This window comes from Xanthomonas vasicola pv. musacearum NCPPB 4379 (assembly GCF_000277895.2).
Taxonomy (GTDB): domain Bacteria; phylum Pseudomonadota; class Gammaproteobacteria; order Xanthomonadales; family Xanthomonadaceae; genus Xanthomonas; species Xanthomonas vasicola.
Genome location: NZ_CP034655.1, coordinates 132,158 through 153,806 on the forward strand (window position 1 = coordinate 132,158; position 21,649 = coordinate 153,806).

Sequence of the window (21,649 nt, forward strand, 5' to 3'; positions counted from 1 at the left end):
CAATCAGAACGTTCCGCGTTGAATAAACGGCGCTTGTTGATACAACAAGCGCTCACCGCCGCGCGGATCCAATTCCAAGCGGCTTGGCGTATCGAACACCAGTGTTTCGCGCCGCTTCAACGAGTACGTCTGCCAGTGTGGCGCACCGCGACGATTGGGGTCGCCATGCCACGCAAATGCAATCAGCGCTTCGCTCATCTGCTCGGCCATGCGTTGTGCATCGGCGCTGTCGCCGGTGCGCGAACCGGGCTGGCGTATGTTGTCGAACACCAGCGGAATATCCAGCGTGTGAAAGGCGCCGAACTTGCCGCCATCCAGTGGCGAGCCCCAATCCAGTTGGTAGGCCCAGGTAGGTGCATCCTGCCGCGCACGCGCTTCGGCCTCTTCGACAGCGCCGCGCCACGAGCGACCGGCCGTGGTGGCTGCGAAGAACACCTGGGACGGCGTGTACTGCGGATAGAGCCGCCGGTATTCGGCAATGACCACCTGCGGCAATAGATCCACGTATTGCTGCGCTTCCAGCTTGGCCGGCAACTCGTCCCAGCTCAACGCGAAGTTTTTTGCATCGTTGCCGAGAAAGCCGCGTGTTTCATCGCGCGTATTGCCGATCACCATCGGAATACGTGCCGATTGCAGCGGCGCGGTGGGCCAGAACGGATGCACCGGCACGTTGCGCGCATCCAGCACCGGGCCGAGATACAGCGCGCTGTTTTCCACCCGCGACGGGTCGCGGACTTGCGCGGCTGCCAGCAGCTGCGCCACCGGCAGCGTGCGCAGGCGTGCGATCTCGCCTGGCGACACCTTCAACGCATCCAGCAGCAGCTGCGCGCGCTGGGTGGCTGCACGCGGGCCGGCCACGGTGACTTGTTGCCCGCTCATGGTCCAGGCGCGATGGAACAGTCCGCGTGCGGCGGGCATCGCCATCAGCGTGGCGATTTTGGCGCCACCGCCGGATTGCCCGAACACGGTGACGTTGCCGGCATCGCCGCCGAATTCGGCCGCATGCTGGCGTACCCACTGCAGCGCCTGGACCAGGTCCAACTGCCCGGCATTGCCGGAGTCGGCAAAACTGGCATCGCCCAACTGCGCCAACGACAAATAGCCGAACAGATTGAGCCGGTGATTGACGGTGATCACCACCACGTCGCCGCGCTTGCACAGGCGCACGCCATCGTAGAGCGGGTCGCTGCCAGACCCGGTGGTGTAGCCGCCGCCATGGATATAGAACAGCACCGGCCGCTTGCCGCCATCGCGCAGACCGGGCGTCCACACATTGAGGAACAAGCAGTTCTCGCTGGTGGGTTCGCTGGCTTTGAGCTGTGGCGCGGCCGCACCGAAACCGTTGGCATCGCGCACGTCTTGCCACGGTGTTTCCTGCAGCGGTGCCTGGAAGCGCCGCGCGGCGGTATCGCCGCCATACGGAATGCCCTTGAATACGCAGATGCCCTGATCGCGATAGCCGCGCAGTGCGCCGCTACGCACGCGTGCCAGTGGCGCGCTGTCGTCGCGTGGCGGCGGCGGTGTGGCCGCGACAGCGAAGCCGGGAAGTGTTGCCGCAGCAGTGGCGAGCAGGCCGCCGCGCAGCAGGGTGCGGCGTCGGGTGTCGGGGGAGGCCTGCATTGTCATCGCGCCACCTCCTGCTTCGCGGGCGCAGCTGGCGATGCGGGTTTAGATACAGACGGCTGCGGCTTGGTGACATGCGCAATCCAGGCTTGCGCCAGCTGCGGCCACGCGGCCACGGTAAGGCCGGTGCCGCTGGCGGTACCGAAACCATGGCCACCCTGCGGGAACACGTGCAGCTCGCTCGGCACCCCGGCGCGCAGCAGCGCGTCGTGCATTAGCAGGCTGTTGCGCACCGACACCACAGTGTCGTCCTGCGCATGCAGCAGAAAGGTGGGCGGCGTGCGTGCATCCACATGCAACTGTGGCGAATAGGCCTGTACCTGCGCCTGGCTCGGCGCGCTGCCGATCAGGCGATCGCGCGAGCCCATATGCGCGTTGGCGCTATCCATGTCGATGACCGGGTAGATCAGGAGCTGGAAGTCCGGTCGCGCGCTCAGCGCATCGGCCGCGTCGACCTGCGGATACACCTGCGCGGCGTAACGCGTGCCAAGGCTCGCGGCGACATGGCCGCCGGCCGAAAAGCCCATCACGCCCACGCGCTGCGCATCGATGCCATAGCGGGCCGCATTGGCGCGGATCAGTCGCAACGCACGTTGCGCATCGGCCAGCGGCACGTCGGCGCCGTTGGGATGGCCTTCGCCCGGCAGCCGGTAGCGCAGCACGAACAAGGTGATGCCGGCCGTACCGACAAAGCTGGGCACCAGCGCGCTGCCTTCGTTGTCCAGCACGATGCGCTGATAGCCGCCGCCGGGCGTGACCAGCAGGGCAGTGCCATTGGGCCGCTTGGGCCGATAGACCACCAGATACGGCGCGCTGACCTGCTGGATGTAGCGATCCGGCTGCGCCGGGTCGCTGCTGCGATCGACGATGCGCTGCGGTTGCGGCAATGCCGTGTCCCCCGGCGCCAACGGCGTGGGCCATAGGGCGATCCGGCTGGCCTGTTCGGCGGCGGTGTCGCCACTGGGTCGCTCGGCGGCCTGCGTGGTGCCGGCCAGCGTGCCGAACACAAGCATGACCAGGCCGCGCCGTGCAGCACGCGAAAACGCAGCAAGAACGCGCAGATGGCGTGTCTGTTTCATTCACCCCTCCCAGGGCCACTTCGCCACCGCGACCACAATTGCCGCAGTGCACATTGCCAATGACACCGGTTTACCATATACAGCACACCGTGCCGCTGTCGATTGGCAGTGCAACAAAACACCTATCGGGGAGACACCCTTGAGCAACGACGCCGCCACTCAGCCATCGTCCACATCCACGCTGTCCGACATCGCCCAGCGCTTTGTGGAGGCACGCCGTGCAGGGGCATCGCTGCCCGACTTTCCCGGGCAGATCCCCGACGATCTGGTCACCGCCTACCAAGTGCAGGACATCGCCATCAGCCAATGGCACGACCAGGTGGTCGGCTGGAAGGTGGGCTATATCGCTGCCGAGCGCCGCGATGCCTCCGGCGACGAGCGTCTGCTCGGGCCGATCTTCTCGCAGAAAGTCTGGAATGCTACCGGTGGAACAACCGAGTTCCCGGTCTTTGTCGGCGGCTTCGGTGCGGTGGAAGCCGAATACGTGCTGGTGCTCGGCGCCGATGCCCCGGCCGAGCAGACCCACTTCACCCCGGAGCAGGCCGCGCAGCTGCCGGCCACGCTGTTCATCGGTGTGGAAATCGCAAGCAGCCCGCTGGCGACCATCAACCAGTTGGGTCCGCGGGTGGTGATTTCCGACTTCGGCAACAACAACGGCTTGATTCTGGGACCGGAAGTGACCGATTGGCTGGCACGCGACGAGGCGGCGCTGACGGCCGAAACCTTGATCGACGACCAGGTGGTTGGCACCGGCGGCGCCACCACACTGCCCGGCGGCCTGCGCGCGGCCTACGCATTTGCGCTCAGCCGTTCGGCACAGCGCGGGCGTCCGCTCAAGCGCGGTGATCTCATTGCCACCGGCAATGCCACCGGTATCCATGACATCGAAGTGGGGCAGCGTGCCCTGATTCGCTTCGCCGGCATCGGCGATATTTCCTGTACGGCTGTGTCCGCCAGTTAACGGCGGTCCCCGTGACCAGACGCTTGGGAGGGCGCCAATGATCACACGCAGACATTTTCTCGGTGCCGGGCTCGGTGCCGCCGCCGCTGCCCCCTGGTTGGGTGCCGGCGCCACCACGCCGATTCCCGGCGGGCAGTTGCTGACCGCCACCGACGTGCACGTTGGCGACTATCCCACCGTGGAAGCGGTGCGCTGGTTCGGCAAGCAGCTCGAAGAGCGCACCAACGGCCGGCTCAAGTTGCGCCAGTACCACTCCGGCCAGCTGGGCCGCGAGTCGGAGGCGATCGACATGGCGCGTTTCGGCGCCATCGACATCACCCGCGTGTATTCGGGCGCGTTGAACAACACCTTCCCGCTCACCCAGGCGCTGTGCCTGCCGTATGTGTTCGACTCGGTGCCGCATCTGCGTCGCGCCATCGACGGACATGTCGGCGACAGCGTGTTGCGCAGCTTTGAGCAGCGCGATCTGGTGGGTCTTGCCATCTACGATTCGGGCGCACGCTGCTTCTACAACACCAAGCATCCGCTGCACCGCCCGGAAGATCTCAAGGGCCTGAAACTGCGGGTCGCCTCGTCGGACATCTTCCTCAAGTTGATGCGCATGCTGGGTGCCAACCCGACGCCGATGTCACTGGGCGAAACGTTTTCGGCGATGGAAACGCACATGATCGACGGTGCGGAAAACAATATGCGCAGCTTCCAGTCCAGCCGGCATTTCGAAGCCGCGCATTACTGGTCGCAGAGCGAGCATTCCTACGCGCCGGACATCCTGGTGATGTCGCGCAAGAGTTTCGAATCGCTGAGCCCGGCCGACCGTGGCCTGGTGGTGGAACTGGCGCGTGCGTCGGTGCCGGTGATGCGCAACATGTGGGATGCCTCCGAGACAGTCGCGCGCAAACAGGTGATCGACTACGGCGTGAAGCTCAACCAGGTCGACATGCCGGCGTTCCGCGCCGCCGCCGCTCCACTGCTGGCCGAATACCGCAAGCAGCCGGAGATCGAAGCGCTGTACCGCCGCATCCGCGATTTTGCCTAGAGGTGATTCAATGACCGAACCCGAGACCCTCGCCGTCCCGGTCGCGCCGTTGCAGCGCGCGCTGGACCGCGTTTCCGATATCGCCGTTGGCGTGGCCTCGCTGGCGCTGCTGGGCCTGGTGGTCGTGCAGGGCTGGCAGGTGTTCACCCGCTACGTGCTCAACGACTCGCCCAGCTGGACCGAGCCGGTGACCTTGTTGTTGCTGAGCACCGCACTGAGCCTGGGCGCGGCGGCCGGCGTGCACACCAACCGCCATTTCGGCTTCTATCTGCTGGGCGAACATGTGCCGCCGCTGATGCGCAAGATTTTTGAAGTGATTCGCCCGCTGATGATCATGTCCATCGGTGCGGTGCTGGCGTGGTGGAGCGCGGTGCTGCTGATCAATGGGCTGGATATCAAGATGGCCGGCGCGCAGATGCCGCAGAGCATCAACTACTTGCCGCTATCGATCGGTGGTGCGCTGATGGTGGTGTTCGCCTTGTTCAAGTTGTGGCGTGTGCTGCGCCCGGTCCATGTCGGAGGAGTGCGCTGATGGGCATCGCCATGTTGTTGGGAACCTTCGTGGTGCTGCTGCTGATCGGCGTGCCGGTGGCTTACGCTTTGGGCGCGGCCGCACTGGCCACGCTGCTGTATCTGGACCTGCCCACGGTGGTGCTGGTGCAGCAGATTTCGGCCGGCAGCGGCTCGGCGTCGTTGATTGCGATTCCGCTGTTTATCTTCGCCGGCGAGTTGATGCTGCGCGGTGGCATTTCCGAACGCTTGATCGCGTTGGCCGCCTCGTTGGTGGGGCGTGTGCGCGGCGGTCTGGGTCAGGTCAGCGTGTTGTCGTCGCTGTTCTTCGGCGGCGTCTCCGGCTCGGCAATTGCCGATGTCTCGGCGGTCGGCGGCACCATGATTCCGCAGATGATCAAACGCGGCTACGACCGCGATTACGCGGTGAACGTGAGCATGACCGCTGCGCTGGTGGCGCTGCTGGTGCCGCCTTCGCACAACCTGATCCTGTTCTCCGCGGCGGCCGGTGGCGGCTTGTCGATTGCCGATCTGTTTGCAGCCGGCATCTTCCCCGCGTTGTTGATGACCGCCGCGATGATGGTCACCGGCTATGCAGTGGCGCGTCATCGCGGCTACGGCACCGAGCCGTTCCCCGGCTGGCGTGCCGTGGCGCTGCGCTTGATCGGTGCGTTGCCGGGCCTGGGCTTGGTGGCGTTGATCTTCATCGGTATTCGCGCCGGCATCTTCACCGCGGTGGAGAGCGCCGCCATTGCGGTGGTGTACGCGTTGATCGTCACCGCATTGCTGTACCGGCAATTGCGCTGGGCCGAGTTCTTCGCCGCGGTGACGCACGCGGCGCGCACCACCGGCGTGATTCTGTTCGTGATCGCCACCGCCGCGGTATTCGGCTGGCTGCTGGCGTATTTGCAGGTGCCTGCGGCAGCGGTGAAGTTCCTGCAAGCCATTGCCGACAGCAAGAACATGGTGTTGTTGATGATCGTGGTGATGCTGCTGTTGCTGGGCATGTTCATGGACCTGGCACCGAAGATCCTGATCTGCACGCCGATCTTCCTGCCGGTGGTCAAAGCATATGGCATCGACCCGATCCACTTCGGTCTGGTGATGGTGTTGGCCGGCGGTATCGGCCTGATCACCCCGCCGATCGGCTCGGTGCTGTTCATCGGCACCTCCATCGGGCAGATCACCATCGCGCAAAGCATGCGCTCCATCTGGCCGTTCTGGCTGGCGGCGTTGTGCGTGCTGTTGATCGTGTCGTTTTTCCCCGAATTGTCGCTGTGGTTGCCGCGCGCCCTGCGCGCCGGATGACCTGAGCGACTGCATGACTTGCAGGCGAGTGATCGCTACGGCGCGCCGCGTCGTAGCGATCACTCCCGACTACACGCGGTGCCTTGCGAATGCGTCAGGCACCGCTGCCGGCGGACACGTTCTGCCGCATCTGGTTAACCGGTGGCATTAACCGCCGCTCGTGGTAACGCCCGACATCCGGGATCAGGAGAAAGCATGCGTGTGCGTACCACTTCATCCAGATGGCGTTGGCTGCTTGCTGGCGGGTTGCTGCTGTGCGCCGGCCTGAGTGCTGCGGCGGACTGGAAGCGCGGCATCGAACACCAGCGCATTGCCGACCAGGGCGATGGCACCTTTCTCAATCCGGTGCTGGCCGGCGACCACCCCGACCCATCGGTGCTCAAGGATGGCGACGACTACTACCTCACGCTGTCTTCGTTCGATGCGTACCCGGGCCTGCCGATCTGGCACTCGCGCGATCTGGTCAACTGGCAGCCGCTAGGCCACGCCATCACCCAGAACGTCGGCGCAATCTGGGCGCCCGATCTGATCAAGCACGGTAAGCGTTACTACATTTATTTTCCGGCGCGGCGCGGCGACCAGGGCGAGCGCAGCAACTTCGTGGTCTGGGCCGACAACATCAAGGGCCCGTGGAGCGCGCCGATCGACATTGGCCTGGGCAAGTACATCGACCCCGGCCATGCGGTGGGCGAAGACGGCAAGCGCTATCTGTTCCTGAGCGGTGGCGATTACGTGCAGCTGTCCGACGACGGCTTCAAGGTGGTCGGCAGCCCCAAGCACGTTTATGACGGCTGGAAATACCCGGAAAGCTGGGATGTGGAAGGCTACGCCCAGGAAGGCCCCAAGATCACCCGCCACAACGGCTGGTACTACATGACCACCGCCGTGGGCGGCACCGCCGGCCCGCCGACCGGGCACATGGTGATCACCGCGCGCGCGCGCTCCATCCATGGCCCTTGGCAGAACGCGCCCAACAACCCCATCACGCGCACCAACAGTGCCGACGAGCCATGGTGGTCGCGCGGCCACGCCACCCTGGTGGAAGGCACCGACACGCGTTGGTGGATGCTCTACCACGGCTACGAACACGGCTATTGGACGCTGGGCCGCCAGGCCTTGCTCGACCCCATCGAGTGGACCGCGGACGGCTGGTTCGTCGCCAAGGGCGGCGACCTGGGCACCCGGCTGAAAAAACCCAGCGGCCAAGCGTTGCAGCATGGGATGGCGTTGTCGGACGACTTCCGCGCCGCCACGCTCAGCCCGCAGTGGGCGTTCTTCAACCCGGCCGCCGACGAAGCCAAGCGGCTGCAGGTGGGCGATGGCGTGCTGCGTCTGCAGGGCAAGGGCACCGCCCCGCGCAATGCCTCGCCGCTGACGGTGATCGCCACCGACCCGGCCTACCAGTTCGAGGTGCAGATGACCGTAGCACCGGGCGGGCAGGGTGGGGCGCTGCTGTTTTACAGCGACAAGCTCTACGCCGGCGTCGGCAGCAATGGCGAAAACTTCGTCATGCACCGCTATGGCGAAGAACGCCCGGGCACGCTGGCGCCCAGCACCAACGGCGGCACGCTGTGGCTGCGCGTCACCAACAACCGCCACATCGTCACCATTCACAGCAGCAGCGACGGCAAGACGTGGACCAAGTACCCGGTGCAGATGGAAGTGTCCGGTTACCACCACAACGTGGCCGGCAAGTTCCTGGCCCTGAAGCCGGCGCTGTACGCCGCCGGCACGGGCCAGGTGGAATTCCGTAACTTCCGCTACCGCGCCCTGGACTGATCGTTCTGCATCGGCGGGCATGGCGTGGCGCTGCCCGCTGTGGCAGGCCCGACCTGGCGCAACCGGTGCAGCGGCAGGCGTCGCTCAGGTCTACCGCCCCCGGGGCCGGTAGAATCCAATCAACTTCACTGGTTGACCGCTATGCCCGCCCGCAAGATGCCTGAAGAGGGAATGCCCGGCCTGCCGAAGGGCAAGGTCGCGACGATCAACGACATCGCGCGCATGTCGGGCGTGTCCAAGAAGACCGTCTCGCGGATCATCAACAATTCGCCGCTGGTGCGGCAGGACACCCGCGAGAAGGTCGAGGCGCTGATGCGTGAGGTCGGCTACGCGCCGGATCCGCTCGCGCGCGGGCTGGCGTTCCGGCGCTCGTTCCTGATCGGCATGGTCTACGACAACCCCACCGCGCAATACATCGTGGACATGCAATACGGCGCGCTGGACGCGCTGCGTGGCTCCAGTTTCGAGCTGGTGGTGCACCCCTGCGACAGCCGCAGCCCCGGCTACATCGAAGGCGTGCGCCGCTTCGCCCAAGCGCAGAAGCTGCATGGAGTGATCCTGGTGCCGCGTGCCTCCGAAGACCAGGCGCTGGCCGACATGCTGGCCGAGATCGGCTGCCGCTACACGCGCATCGCTTCGATCGCGCTGGACACCACTTCGCAGACAGTGATCACCCACGACCGCGACGGCGCCGCCGAAGCAGCCGATTACCTGCTCTCGCTCGGCCACCGCGACATCGCCCTGGTCACCGGCCCCAGCGCCTACCGCTCCTCGATCGAGCGCACCTCCGGCTTTGCCGACGCGCTGACCCGGCGTGGCATCGAACTGCCGCCGGAGCGTATTGTGGAGGCCGGCTACACCTTCGAATCCGGTGTGGCCGCGGCCGAAAAGCTGCTGCTGGGCAAGAAGCGCCCCACCGCCATCTTCACCGGTAACGACGAAATGGCCGCCGGTATATACAAGGTCGCCCTGCGCGCCGGCATCAACATCCCGCGCCAACTTTCGGTCATCGGCTACGACGACAGCTCGCTGGCCTCGCGCCTGTGGCCGCCGCTGACCTCGGTGCGCCGCCACACCCGCGACACCGGCCGTACTGCCGCCGCAATGCTGATCCAGCCCGACAACGCCCCTCAGCTGCCCACCGCCAGCGTGCGGCCGCACCTGATCGTCAGAGATTCCTGCCAACCGCCGGAGGATTGAGCACGTAAAGCCCTCCCACTCGGGAGCGCGCGCAGCCGCGTACCCTCATCCGGCCTGCGCGCCACCTTCTCCCGACGGGGGAAGGAATCAAAGCCCCTCGCCCGACGGGAGAGGGGTAAGGGTACGGCGGCAGACCGCCATTTGAGAACGCTCAGCCGTGATCTCAGAAGGAGGCGCATATAAGCGGCCACCCGACCAACCAAGCCGCGCTCCCAACACAGCGCGCAGCCTCGTACCCTCGTCCGGCGCTTGCGCGCCACCTTCTTCCGGCGGGAGAAGGAAGCAGGGGGCCCATCAGCCCCCCATCCCAACTATCGTGCACTGCGCAATGACACCGGTTAACCAGAGCCGGTAGACTACCCCCGTGCAAGCCCATGTTCCCCCTCGCTTGCCTCGGAGATGTGCCATGTCCCTGTACTGCAAAACGCATTACGCCACCCATCCCGGCGCCATCAAGGGCGCCAGCAACGATGAGCTGCGCGAGCTCTACCTGCTCGACGGCCTGTTCGTCGACGATGCGGTGACGCTCAAATACACCCACTACGAGCGCTTCGTGCTCGGTGGTGCCGCGCCGTTGGGCAAGACGCTGGACCTGCCTAAACAAACCGAGCCCGCCTCTGCCGCCGGGCATCCGTTTCTGGAGCGTCGCGAGCTGGGCATTCTCAACGTCGGCGCAGGTACCGGCACGGTGACCGTGGACGGCACCGCCTACACGCTGGAGCCGAAGGACGGCCTGTACGTGGCGATGGGCAGCACCGATATCAGTTTCGCGTCCGACGATGCCACCAACCCGGCCAAGTTCTATCTCGCATCTACCCCTGCGCATGCGCGCTTTGAGACCAAGCAGCTCTCAATTAAGGATGCGGTGGCACTGGAGCGCGGCGCGCTGGAAACCAGCAACGAGCGCACCATTTACCAGTACATCGTGCCGGCCACCTGCCAGTCGTCGCAGCTGTTGCTCGGCCTGACCGTGCTCAAGCCCGGCAGCGTCTGGAACACCATGCCGCCGCATCTGCACGACCGCCGCAGCGAGGTGTATTTCTATTTCGACCTGGGCGCCAACGACCGCGTCTATCACTTCATGGGCGAGCCCGACGCGCAGCGCCATATCGTGATCCAGAACAACGAAGCGGTGGTGTCGCCGCCGTGGTCCATCCACATGGGTGCCGGCACCAGCAACTACGCCTTCATCTGGGCGATGGGCGGCGAAAACCTGGATTACACCGACATGCATGTGCTGGATATCTGCCAGCTCAAGTAAGGCCTGCAGCAACGCGCCTGCACCGACGCGGCCGGCAGTCGTCATGACGCCGCTGTGTTCAAGCCGGCGCCAACAACGCCAGCGAGATTCAGACGGGCGCCGGCGCTGCATCAATTCGTACAACGCACTCGGCCGCGCACTGCGCGGCTTACTCAGCACACCACGGCACATCCAGCAGGAGCGATAAGGTAATGAGCAATCCGTTCAGTCTCGAAGGCAAGGTCGCACTGGTCACCGGTGCCAACACGGGCTTGGGGCAGGGCATCGCGTTGGCGTTGGCCGAGGCGGGCGCCGACATCGCCGCCGCCGGCATCCAGGCACCCATCGAGACCGAAGAAAAGGTCAAGGCGCTGGGCCGTCGCTTTATCGCCATCGAAGCCAACCTGATCAGCATCGAGCCGGTGCAGCGCATCATCGACGAGACCATCGCCGGCCTCGGCGGGCTGGATATCCTGGTCAACAACGCCGGCCTGATCCGTCGCACCGATGCAGTGGATTTCAGCGAGCAGGATTGGGACGACGTGCTCAACGTCAATCTGAAGTCGGCGTTCTTCATGGCGCAGGCGGCGGGCCGACATTTCATCGCGCAGGGCCGCGGCAAGATCATCAATATCGCCTCCATGCTGTCGTTCCAGGGTGGCATCCGCGTGCCGTCTTACACCGCCAGCAAGTCTGGCATCGCCGGCATCACCCGCCTGCTTGCCAACGAATGGGCCAGCAAGGGCGTGACCACCAACGCCATTGCGCCGGGCTACATGGCCACCGACAACACCGCGCAGTTGCGCGCCGACGAAGACCGTAACAAGTCGATCCTGGACCGCATTCCCGCCGCGCGCTGGGGTGTGCCGGCCGACCTCGGCGGCACTGCGGTGTTCCTGGCCAGCAGCGCTTCGGACTACGTGAATGGCGCGATCATTCCGGTCGATGGTGGTTGGTTGGCGCGCTGAGTCAACGCGCTTAGCCGAGTGCATTGCAGCACTCCTCCTCCCTCCGGAACCTTGGGCCCTTTATGGGGCGAAGGTGCCTGAAAGGCGGATGAGAGTCGGCGACGACGCATCAACCAGATGCGCACTTCCTCTCCTGCAATTGCTCTTCCGTTCTGCATCAGCGCGTTGGCCGCTTCAGCAAACAACACGCGCGCAGTCCAAAAAGACCGGCAACCCAACGCACGCATCATCGCTATCTAGCAACAACTTTTTAAAAAACTTCCCCAACCAATCGGAGCATTCCCATGAAAATCGCACTCATGAATGAGTTTAGTCAGGCCGCCAAGAACCCGGTGATCCTGCAGCAACTCAACGACGTCGCCAGCGAGCAAGGCCACAGCGTATTCAATGTTGGCATGGACGGCGACAACGACCATCGCCTGACCTACATCCACCTGGGCATCGTCGCCAGCCTGCTGCTGAACTCCAAGGCGGTCGACTTCGTGGTCGCCGGTTGCGGCACCGGCCAGGGCGCGATGATGTCGCTCAACGCGCACCCGGGCGTGTTCTGCGGGTACTGCATCGAGCCGACCGACGCGTACCTGTTCGCCCAGGTCAATAACGGCAACGCGCTGTCGCTGGCATTCGCCAAGGGCTACGGCTGGGGCGCGGAAATCAACGTGCGCTACATCTTCGAAAAGGCCTTCAGCGGCGAGCGCGGTCTGGGCTACCCGGCCGAGCGTCGCGAATCGCAGGCGGCCAACGCCGACATCCTGACCCAGGTCAAGCAGGCCACCGCCAAGTCCTACCTGGACGGCCTGCGCGCCATCGACCCGGAACTGATCAAGCAGGCGATCGGCGGCGAGCGTTTCCAGCAGTGCTTCTTCGACAACGCGCAGGATGCAGAGATCCGCAACTTCGTCGCCGGGCTGCTGGGCAAGACCGAAGCTGCTGCTGCGTAATCAGTAAACGCGTTTGAGCCCCTCTCCTGCCGGGCGAAAAGGCAGGGCTAGCGCGCCATCGGCGCGCCTGCCTTTGAGCGCCCACGCTGCAAGGCGTGGGCCGGGGCGCGGAGTGGGGCTGGGGTGAGGGTGCGGCGGAAGACCGCCCTCTTAAACGAAGAGGCTTGAGGCAACGGCAGCATGTTCAACATTGCTGATACCGACGCATCCTCATCCGCTCTTCGGCACCTCCTTTCCCCATGAAAAGGACAACATTCCGATGGAAGAAGGCAATAGCGCCCAGCATCTGGTGCGAATAACAAAGCGACTGCGCAGTCGCCAAGCGCGCGCGGCCGGTGTCCTCAATCGGCACAAACAAGTCGGATGTCGTGCTTCCTCCGCACCGTCCGCACCCACCTGACGACTGCTCGCTACGTTTTTTTCCCGCTCAGCATCCACGCCGGAGCCCATCATGCGTCTGCTGCTGTTCGCATTGCTGTTGCTCTCCGCATGCATCGCCCACGCCGCGCCACACCACATCTTCATCGCCGGCGATTCCACCGCTGCCGAGTACAGCGCCGAGCGTGCTCCACAGGCCGGTTGGGGCCAACTGCTGCAGGACTGGTTCGATCCGGCGCAGTGGCAGGTGCATAACCATGCCAAGGGCGGGCGCAGCGCGCGCAGTTTCATCGCCGAAGGGCGGCTGGATGCCATCGCAAGAGAATTGCAACGCGGCGATGTGTTGCTGATCCAGTTCGGCCACAACGACGCCAAGCGCGAAGACCCCACGCGCTACACCGATCCCACGACCGACTACGTGCAGTTCCTGCGCCGCTACATCGCCACTGCGCGAGACAAGGGCGCTACGCCCATCCTGATCACTCCAGCTGCGCGGTTGTTGTACGACTTCGGTGCGCTGCTCGACACCCACGGCCGCTACACCCTGGCCATGCAGCAACTCGCCGCGCAGGAACGCGTGGGTCTGATCGATCTCAACGCCAGCTCCAGCGACTGGATCCGCGTGCTCGGCGAACAGGCGGCCAAACCGTATTTCCTGTTCGTGCCCGACCAAGGCAAGGCCGACGGCACTCACTTCAGCCGCGCCGGCGCCACCGCCATCGCCTGCCTGGTGGTGCACGGCTGGGTGCAGCTGCAGCCAGCGCTCAAACCGCAGCTGCGTCGCGACGCCGATTGCGGTGCCGCGCCCGACATCGGCGCCCAACGCGCTGCACAGGCGCATCCCTCGCTGATGGTGCACGAGCGCGATCTCGCCCGCGAACAATCCGGCCCGCATGGCGGCGCCGGCCCGACCACGGCGTATCCGTTCTTCGCCGACGCACCTGGGTTGAAATTCGTGCTGCGCAAACGCGTGCTGCACAAAGGCGCCGGCATCGGCCTGCACCTGCACAACAAGGATGAGATCTATTACATCGTCAGTGGGCGCGGTTTATACGCGCTGGACGGCAAGCAATACGATGTCGCCGCCGGCGATGCATTGTTGACGCGGCCGGGCAGCACGCATGCCTTGCAGCAAACCGGCGAAGAGCCGCTGGTGCTGTTGCTGGCATATACCGCATCCAAGTAACCGTCGCGCCTCATACGGCGCAGCTGTAATGAGGCGACGCCATATCTTTCATGCGCGCCGCTCTGTCACTCGGAACGGCCTGACTGCAGTGACCTGCTTCCACTTGCAGATTAGCGCGCCGGTGGATCGGCGAAGCGTGGCCGTTCGTATGAGTACCGTATTGTGGCAGTCGCCGCCGCGGCCGGGAGCAAACAGCTGCAAGCGTTTCAACAGCGTCAGGCTTTATCCACCCCGTAATGTGTCAACCCCAGGCGCGCCAGGTCGCCCGAGCGGCGGTAGTAAACCTCTTCCCAGCCATCCACGCGCTGGCGGTCGGTTTCGTTCATGGCATCGAGAATGTCTTCGATGCTGAGCAGGTTGGGATCTTCTTCCAGTCGCTCGAACACGGCGCCCAGGCCTTCGATGGCTTGGCGCAGTTGTGCCGCGCCCATCGCGGCCAGCCCCCGCACCGCATCCTCGCGGGTGGCGGCATCCCAGCGGTCGAAATAGCGCGCGTAGCCGCTCTGGCGCATGTCTGCGTCCAGGCGCGCCAACGCCACCAGTTCGCGTTCGCCAGGCGATAACGCGTCCAGACGTCCGCGCAGGCTGGTGAGTTTTGCCAGCGCCCGCGCGCTGCGGCGTCGCCACAGCAGCTCGGGCATGTTGAGCAGGCCTTCCGGGGTGGGCGGCGCTACTGCTGGCCAATTCACCCCGAAGCCGTCTTCGGTGATCTGCCACTGCGCGCGCTGCGGCGGCAATGCCTTGAGCAATAACCGATGCGCCTGGATGGGCTCGTCGATGCGGATGCCGTTGGCCAGGGTGAACAGCAGGCGGGTGTCGTCCAGCTCCAAGCGCCGGATGCGCAGATGCGTCAGGTCCATTGAGCCAAGGCGGTGTGGGGAGGTTTGACCTTAGTCTGCGTTGGCAACGGTGTCGAGTAGGCGTATGTCACATCGCAGCTTCACCACCGCGCGGCGTTGCAGCTCGCAGCGGCCGGCGGTGCGTTATTCCATCAGTTGCCTCACACGTCGCCGTCACGGCTCCACCCCTCGCCGCTGCCGCGCTGGATCACCCGATCGGTCGGCAGCACATCGCCGGCCGGCACCTGCGTCTGTTGCGCAAGATCGGCATAAATCGGCGTGAAGTCCGGCGCGGTGGCCTCCATCAGCTGCGCAAAGCTGTCGATGACGAAATAGGTCTTCTGGAAGCTGTCGATGCGGTAACGCGTGCGCATGATGCGTTGCAGGTCGAACCCGACGCGGTTCGGTGCTGCCGATTCCAGTGAATGCAGCGATTCGCCCTTGGACGATACGATGCCCGCGCCATAGATGCGCAGGCCGTGCGGCGTGTCGATCAAGCCGAATTCCACCGTGTACCAGTACAACCGGGTGAGGTTCTGCAGCGCATCCGGGCCGATGCCGTGCGCCTTGACCCCGCCGCGACCATAGGCCTGCATGAAGTTGGCAAACAGCGGATTCATCAACAACGGCACGTGCCCGAACAGGTCATGGAACAGGTCCGGTTCGGCGATGTAATCGATCTGATCGGGGCGGCGGATCCACCACGTCACCGGGAAGCGCTTGTTGGCCAGGTGATCGAAAAAATCCAGCTCCGGCAGCAGGCCCTGCACGCCGACCAGGGTCCAGCCGGTGGCGGCTTGCAACACCTCGTTAAGCGCATCGAAGCGCGGAATGTGCGTCTGGCCCATGCCCATCGCGTCCTGCGCCTGCAGGAATTCGTCGCAGGCGCGACCGACCAGCAACTCGCGCTGGCGCCGATACAAGGTGCCCCAGGTGGCGTGATCGTCGGCGCTGTAGCTTTCCCACGGCTGCTCCACCACGGCGGTGGTGTAGACCGGCACATAGCCTTTATCGGTGAGCTGGTTTTCAACGCGTTGCGGGGCGGTATTCATGCGGCGGCACTTCCGATGATCAACGCTCACCTTAGCCGGATGTGTACGCAACGGGATTGCGAATCTTGTGTGGCGCGGCCGTAATAGCGCAAGATTCGTGCGTCATCGCCTGCTGCTGCGCAACATATGAATCAGCCCATCGCTCTGGACCGCTCCGATTTGCGCTTGCTTGCCTTGCTGCAGAGCCAGGGGCGCACGAGCAATGCCGAGCTGGCCGTGCAGGTCAATCTGTCGGCATCTGCGTGCCTGCGACGTACCCAGCGGCTGGAGGCTGCCGGCATCATCGCCGGCTATGGCGCGCGCCTGGATGCCCGCGCGCTGGGGCTTGGCTTGCAGGCTTTCGTGCGTGTGCAGCTGGAGCAGCACGGCCAGGCCGATATCGAACATTTTGCCGAAGGCGTGCGCGGCTGGGATGAGGTGGTGGCGTGTTGGGCGCTCACCGGCGACATGGATTATCTGCTGCAGGTGCAGGTGCGCGACCTCGAACATTTCTCGCGGTTTTTGCTCGATCGCCTGCTCAATGCCACTGGTGTGTCGGATGTGAATTCCAGCTTCGTGTTGCGCACGGTGAAAGCGCCGGAAGGTCTGCCGCTGTCGCATCTGGCATAAGCGGGCCGAAGGGCTGAAGACGCATTGCCTTGCGCGGGTGATGCAACGCTGCAGGCAGCCGCCGCATGTGGTGCGACGTCTCGCTGGCATGCAAGAAATGTCCGGTTGCTTGCCCCGCAAACGATAACGATTTACATTTAACTCACATCTTGGCCGCGTCCGGCCATGTCGTTCGTGTCGCATCGCCAGCCCCTGCAGGGTCAGCCAGTCGGTTCGAGTGGACGCCCGCGTGTGCCTGTGCCTTTCCCTGTTGCGTGACGCATTGCGTCCGCAGCGATCGACGAGAACGCCCCATGTCTGCTGCCATTGCTCCCCTTGGCCTGTTGTCTGCCGCGCTGCTATGCGCGCTGTCGACCTTGGCTTCCACCGCGTACGCCGACGAGGTCGCCGATGCGACCAACGCCAAGACGCTCGACCAAGTCAGCGTCAACGGTACGGTGAGCCGCGCGCAACCGGCTACCACCACGCGCTTGCCGCTGACCCTGCAGGAAACGCCGCAGTCGGTCAGCGTGATCGGGTTGCAGCGGTTGGAAGAGCAATCGCTTTTCAGCATCGACGATGTGATGCGTCACGTCACAGGCGTCAACGTGTCGTTCTACGACACCCAGCGGCCGTTGTATTTCGCGCGTGGCTTCCAGATCACCGATTTTCAGGTCGATGGCTTGCCGACCTACAGCGGCGCCACCAATCAGGAATACGACACGGTCTTCTACGACCGCATCGAAGTGATCCGTGGTGCCAATGGCCTGCTCAGCGGTGCGGGCATTCCCTCGGCCACGGTCAACCTGTTGCGCAAGCGCCCCGGCAAGGACTTCGACGCCTCGTTTGCAGTGAGCGCGGGCACCTGGGACTTCCGCCGCATGCAGGCCGACGTCAACGCGCCGCTGACCGAAGACGGGCGTTTTCGCAGCCGCGTGGTGGCCGCCTGGCAGGACCGCGATTACTACTACGACCGCTACCACGACAACAAAATGTCGGGCATGGCGGTGCTGGAAGGCGACCTGACCGAGAGCAGCACGCTCACCGTGTGCTACCAGCGCCAGGACAACACCCCGGTGGGTTCGACCTGGGGCACGGTGCCGTTCTTCGCTGCAGACGGCTCCTACGCCAACCTGTCGCGCTCGACCAACATGGCGCCGGAATGGACGCGCTGGCAGCGCGAGACCAGCACCGCGTTCGCCAACCTGGAACAACGCATCGGCGAGGACTGGTTACTGCGCGTCAATACTGCCCACACCAAGGGCACGGTGCAGAGCTTGCGCGTGTACGGCACCGGTTACCCGGCCGCCGATGGCAGCGGGGTGTTTCTACGCACCGGCGCCGGCCAAACGCAGGACACGCGCGACAGCGTCGACGTGTATCTCTCCGGCGGGTTTGCGCTGTTCGGCCACCAGCACGATGTGGTGATCGGCGGCAGCTGGCAAGACCTGCAATCGACCACGTATAGCGTGGCGCAGCGCTATCCTGCCGATTGGGCGAGCTGCCCCAATGCGTTTGGCCCGCCCGAGCGCTGCTATTTCATTCCCAACATCCGCAACTGGAATGGCGATGCGTCCGAAGTGACGTATACGCGCACCGGCGCGCGTGGCGAGGCACGCACGACCCAGCGCGGTGTGTATGCATCCACACGCTTTCGGCTGGCCGACCCGCTGTCGTTGATTGCCGGCGCGCGACTGAGTTCGTGGGAAACGCGCACCCAGGCTTTCGATGCCAGCGGCACGTACACCGGCACCAGTGGCCGCTATGAAGTGAGCGACGAAGTCACCCCGTACGTGGGGCTGGTCTACGACATCGTGCCGGATGTGTCGGTTTACGCCAGCTACACCGAAATCTTCAACCCGCAGAATTACCGCGACAAGGACAACAACCTGCTTGCACCGGTGGAAGGCTCCAACCTGGAAGCCGGCATCAAGGCGCAGTTGTTCGATGGTTATGCGATGGCCACCGCCGCCGTGTTCGAGGCCAAGCAGGACAACTACGCAGTGCGCGACATGACCCAGCCGGAGGCCTCGCTACCGGATGGCAGCTCGGCGTACATCGGCGTGGACGGCACCAAGAGCCGCGGCTGGGAAGTGGACTTCAATGGCGAGGTGCTGCCCGGTTGGACCATCAACGCCGGCTACACCCACGTCAAGGTGACGCGCGCGCCGACCGATGCGATCTACGCCAATCTGCCCGAAGACTACCTGCAGCTTTCCACCCAGTGGCGCCTGCCGGGCGCATGGGACCGGTTGAGCATCGGCGGCGGCGTGAGCTGGCAGAGCGCGGTGCGCGGCTTCAATATCGAACGCCCCACCGGTGACGGCAGCGGCGCCACACGCCGGTCACCGTGGTGCAGAACCCGTATGCGCTGGTGCATTTCAATGCCAACTACCGCATCAGTGAGCAGTGGACCGCATCGCTTGCGGTGCGCAATGCGTTCGATAAAACCTATTGGGCGAATCTGGATTATCAGAACTACGGCGAACCGCGTTTTGTCAGCGTGTCGCTACGTTGGCGTTACTGAGGTCGATGGCGATGCAGGCGCCTGATGAGGCATGGCGCCGAGCGATGACAATTGGCAGAGTCTTTGTGCCGTTGCAGTCGTTCCAACGCCCCGCTTCACGCGGAGCTTTCTTGTGCTTGCGCCAGTCGCCGGCGACGCGTAGCAGCGCGCCGATCAACGTTTTGTACGATGACGGTGTACCCAGACCTCGCAAAGGCGATCAACTGAGACGTCTGCGGCGGATCTGCTCGCGTTCGTCTGCCGTCAGATCATCAATGTGGATGTAGTGGACGCCTAGACCGCGTGGTGCGCTCAGAAGCTGCGATTCGCTCTCGTCCTGGCTATTGTCGGGCGAAGAGATCAGGCCAACGATCGTTCCATGCGGGGCCACCCGCCATAGCGCCACGCGCTGGAAGACGCGTGGCTCATCGGCCTCGGCAGCTTGTGGATAGATGGCGTACCAACCATCGGCAGGCAGGTAGCGATAAGAACCGTAGTCGTTCATAGCGTCTCTAGGCGGATGAGGGATGACGCTCTGATTGTCGATATACGCGGGTAGGCGGGATGCGGGAGTTTCTGATTTGGCGCTGCAGCTACGCATCGGGCCATCTGGGCTTCGCTGCTGCGAGAAGGGTTTCGCGTATGACGCTCAGAGCACCGGATGGGCTGCGAGAGCTAACAGCTACGTGTGGCGGGGCGTTGGGACGGCCAAGCCGCACCTGAGCGGTCGACGCTGGCACCCTGCTCGCAATGCCATTGCGAGCGTGCCGATCGACTCCTCCCGGAGAATTCTTACGGCGACAACGCGTTAGGACGCAATCAGCTGTTTTTTACCGGGCGAATCCTGCCTTCCCCTCGCGGTCAAAAACGCATAGCTACAATAATTATATCCTGCGAACAGGAGGACTAGAGTGGCCGCTCAACCACCACCTCGGGTATCTCATGATCATGCCTTCGCGCCTTTTGCGTTTAACGCTTGGTGTCAGCGTCTGTGTGGCCGCAACCAGCGTAGCAGCGCAAGCCATCGCTCCCGAAACAACCGCATCCTCCGTAACCGACGCCGGTGGGCAACAGCAGGATTCCGCACCCACTGCGAGCTTCGAACAGTGGCTGGCCGACTTCCGCCAGCGTGCGCTTGCCGCCGGCATTGAAGCCACCACGCTGGATAATGCATTCGCTGGTGTCACACCCGATCCATCGGTGCAGAAACTTGATCAACAGCAACCCGAATTCACCAGCTATCTATGGGACTATCTCGACGCGCGTGTTACACCTTCCGCCATCCAGGAAGGACAGCAGCTGCTGATCAGCCAGCACGCCCTCTTCGAGAAGTTGCGGCAGCACTATGGTGTGGATCCGGGCATTCTGACCGCCATCTGGAGCATGGAAAGCGGGTACGGCACGCAGATCGGGGACTTTTATGTCATTCGCTCGCTGGCGACATTGGCGCATGAGGGGCGGCGCACCACATATGGCAACACGCAGCTGCTTGCGGCCCTGCAAATCCTGCAGACGGAAAAAAGCATTGCTCGCTCACAACTGGTGGGTTCGTGGGCCGGCGCCATGGGACAGACGCAATTCATTCCGAGCACCTATCGCGACTACGCCGTCGACGAGGATGGCGACCAGAAGCGGGATGTCTGGAATTCCAAGGCGGACGCGTTGGGCTCTGCGGCGAATTATCTCAAGCAGAACAATTGGACCAGCGCTGTTCCCTGGGGCCAGGAAGTCCATCTGCCAGCCGGCTTCGACTACGCGCAGGCCGACCTGACGATCAAGAAGACCGTCGCCGAATGGCAGCGCCTGGGCGTGGCGTCCCGCAAGCCGATTGCACCCGCACTGGCGCAGCAGCAGGCATCGGTGTTATTGCCCACCGGATACCGCGGCCCGGCCTTCCTGGTGTTCGATAACTTCCGCAGCATTCTGCGCTACAACAATTCCACCGCCTATGCCCTGGCGGTCGGCTTGCTGGCAGATGGCTATGCGGGCAGGGCCGGGGTCGAGCAACCCTGGCCTAAAGACGATCCGCCGCTCAATAGCACGGCCCAGATCACCGAGCTGCAGCAGAGACTGACCGATAAGGGATTCGACGTGGGCGGCATCGACGGTGTGCTGGGGGCGCAAACTCGCCAGGGAATCCGTGCATTCCAGCGTAGCCAGCAGTTGCCGCAGGACGGTTACGCCAGTACGTCGCTGCTGGCGCGGCTGCGGGCCGCCTGATCGGGGGATGTACGTCAGAGAAGACGTAGGCGACCCGGTGCTGGGCGGCCCCGCTCGAGCGGCGCAGGTAGTGCGTGGCCCCTCGCGTCGGCCGTACTGCACCCGGGTTGCAGCTGCAGGTCGCCAGCGTCGCCCCCCCTGTACCAGGCTAGTACGGGCGCTCGAGAGTCGACGCCGACTTGGTGTGGCCGCTAGGCTACGCACGGCGCCCTGCAGGCACCGCTGACCAGCAGGG

The 21,649-nt window shown here is 64.3% G+C and carries 17 protein-coding genes and 1 pseudogene; 13 read left to right on the forward strand and 5 right to left on the reverse strand.

Features of this window, described 5'->3' with window-relative positions; translation table 11 throughout:
- Window positions 1-3 precede the first annotated feature (3 nt).
- The gene (locus KWO_RS00540; RefSeq protein WP_010379791.1) at window positions 4-1,626 is read right to left on the reverse strand and encodes a carboxylesterase/lipase family protein; all 1,623 of its coding nucleotides are present in this window, start codon (window positions 1,624-1,626) and stop codon (window positions 4-6) included.
- Window positions 1,623-2,702, reverse strand: a complete 1,080-nt coding sequence (locus KWO_RS00545; RefSeq protein WP_010379792.1) for an alpha/beta hydrolase — start codon at window positions 2,700-2,702, stop codon at window positions 1,623-1,625. Before KWO_RS00545 ends, KWO_RS00540 begins: the two co-directional genes overlap by 4 nt.
- Before the next feature lie 139 nt (window positions 2,703-2,841).
- On the opposite strand from KWO_RS00545, the gene KWO_RS00550 reads away from it, so the two are divergent.
- The 10 genes from KWO_RS00550 to KWO_RS00595 all read left to right on the forward strand — a co-directional run bounded on the left by KWO_RS00550 (window position 2,842) and on the right by KWO_RS00595 (window position 14,209).
- Window positions 2,842-3,663 carry a 2-keto-4-pentenoate hydratase gene (locus KWO_RS00550; RefSeq protein WP_010379793.1) on the forward strand — a complete coding sequence of 274 codons (822 nt, stop codon included), beginning with the start codon at window positions 2,842-2,844 and terminating at the stop codon, window positions 3,661-3,663.
- 37 nt (window positions 3,664-3,700) lie between these two features.
- Entirely contained in the window at window positions 3,701-4,699 is a 999-nt protein-coding gene (locus tag KWO_RS00555) for a TRAP transporter substrate-binding protein (RefSeq protein WP_010379794.1), read from the forward strand.
- Between the two features lie 10 nt (window positions 4,700-4,709).
- A complete protein-coding gene (locus KWO_RS00560) occupies window positions 4,710-5,231 on the forward strand; it encodes a TRAP transporter small permease (protein WP_010379796.1) in 522 nt (173 codons plus the stop codon).
- Window positions 5,231-6,517: a TRAP transporter large permease gene (locus tag KWO_RS00565; RefSeq protein WP_010379797.1), complete on the forward strand. Its 1,287-nt coding sequence runs from the start codon at window positions 5,231-5,233 to the stop codon at window positions 6,515-6,517. Before KWO_RS00560 ends, KWO_RS00565 begins: the two co-directional genes overlap by 1 nt.
- Before the next feature lie 195 nt (window positions 6,518-6,712).
- Window positions 6,713-8,296 carry a family 43 glycosylhydrolase gene (locus KWO_RS00570; protein WP_017113220.1) on the forward strand — a complete coding sequence of 528 codons (1,584 nt, stop codon included), beginning with the start codon at window positions 6,713-6,715 and terminating at the stop codon, window positions 8,294-8,296.
- Window positions 8,297-8,437: 141 nt separating this feature from the next.
- Window positions 8,438-9,496: a LacI family DNA-binding transcriptional regulator gene (locus tag KWO_RS00575; RefSeq protein WP_005989679.1), complete on the forward strand. Its 1,059-nt coding sequence runs from the start codon at window positions 8,438-8,440 to the stop codon at window positions 9,494-9,496.
- A 406-nt stretch (window positions 9,497-9,902) separates the two neighbouring features.
- Window positions 9,903-10,757, forward strand: coding sequence for a 5-dehydro-4-deoxy-D-glucuronate isomerase (kduI, locus tag KWO_RS00580; RefSeq protein ID WP_010379802.1), 855 nt, complete (start codon window positions 9,903-9,905; stop codon window positions 10,755-10,757).
- 191 nt (window positions 10,758-10,948) lie between these two features.
- Window positions 10,949-11,704 carry a 2-dehydro-3-deoxy-D-gluconate 5-dehydrogenase KduD gene (gene kduD / locus KWO_RS00585; protein ID WP_010370777.1) on the forward strand — a complete coding sequence of 252 codons (756 nt, stop codon included), beginning with the start codon at window positions 10,949-10,951 and terminating at the stop codon, window positions 11,702-11,704.
- A gap of 284 nt (window positions 11,705-11,988) precedes the next feature.
- Window positions 11,989-12,645: an RpiB/LacA/LacB family sugar-phosphate isomerase gene (locus KWO_RS00590; RefSeq protein ID WP_017113219.1), complete on the forward strand. Its 657-nt coding sequence runs from the start codon at window positions 11,989-11,991 to the stop codon at window positions 12,643-12,645.
- 451 nt (window positions 12,646-13,096) lie between these two features.
- Window positions 13,097-14,209 carry a GDSL-type esterase/lipase family protein gene (locus KWO_RS00595; protein ID WP_010379805.1) on the forward strand — a complete coding sequence of 371 codons (1,113 nt, stop codon included), beginning with the start codon at window positions 13,097-13,099 and terminating at the stop codon, window positions 14,207-14,209.
- Between the two features lie 215 nt (window positions 14,210-14,424).
- Here KWO_RS00595 and KWO_RS00600 read toward each other — a convergent pair whose 3' ends face one another.
- Both KWO_RS00600 and phhA read right to left on the reverse strand, forming a co-directional pair.
- On the reverse strand, window positions 14,425-15,069 hold the full coding sequence (locus tag KWO_RS00600; protein ID WP_010370763.1) for a DMP19 family protein: 645 nt from the start codon (window positions 15,067-15,069) through the stop codon (window positions 14,425-14,427).
- Window positions 15,070-15,209: 140 nt separating this feature from the next.
- Complete coding sequence (gene phhA / locus KWO_RS00605) at window positions 15,210-16,100, reverse strand: phenylalanine 4-monooxygenase (RefSeq protein WP_010370761.1); 891 nt, start codon at window positions 16,098-16,100, stop codon at window positions 15,210-15,212.
- 126 nt (window positions 16,101-16,226) lie between these two features.
- On the opposite strand from phhA, the gene KWO_RS00610 reads away from it, so the two are divergent.
- Both KWO_RS00610 and KWO_RS00615 read left to right on the forward strand, forming a co-directional pair.
- Entirely contained in the window at window positions 16,227-16,709 is a 483-nt protein-coding gene (locus KWO_RS00610) for an Lrp/AsnC family transcriptional regulator (RefSeq protein WP_010370758.1), read from the forward strand.
- A 293-nt stretch (window positions 16,710-17,002) separates the two neighbouring features.
- A pseudogene (locus KWO_RS00615) lies at window positions 17,003-19,215 on the forward strand (TonB-dependent siderophore receptor).
- 199 nt (window positions 19,216-19,414) lie between these two features.
- Here KWO_RS00615 and KWO_RS00620 read toward each other — a convergent pair.
- Window positions 19,415-19,699, reverse strand: a complete 285-nt coding sequence (locus KWO_RS00620) for a hypothetical protein (RefSeq protein ID WP_010370755.1) — start codon at window positions 19,697-19,699, stop codon at window positions 19,415-19,417.
- Between the two features lie 437 nt (window positions 19,700-20,136).
- Between KWO_RS00620 and KWO_RS00625 the strand changes: the two genes are divergently transcribed.
- Window positions 20,137-21,414, forward strand: coding sequence for a lytic murein transglycosylase (locus KWO_RS00625; protein ID WP_010379807.1), 1,278 nt, complete (start codon window positions 20,137-20,139; stop codon window positions 21,412-21,414).
- Window positions 21,415-21,649 lie beyond the last annotated feature (235 nt).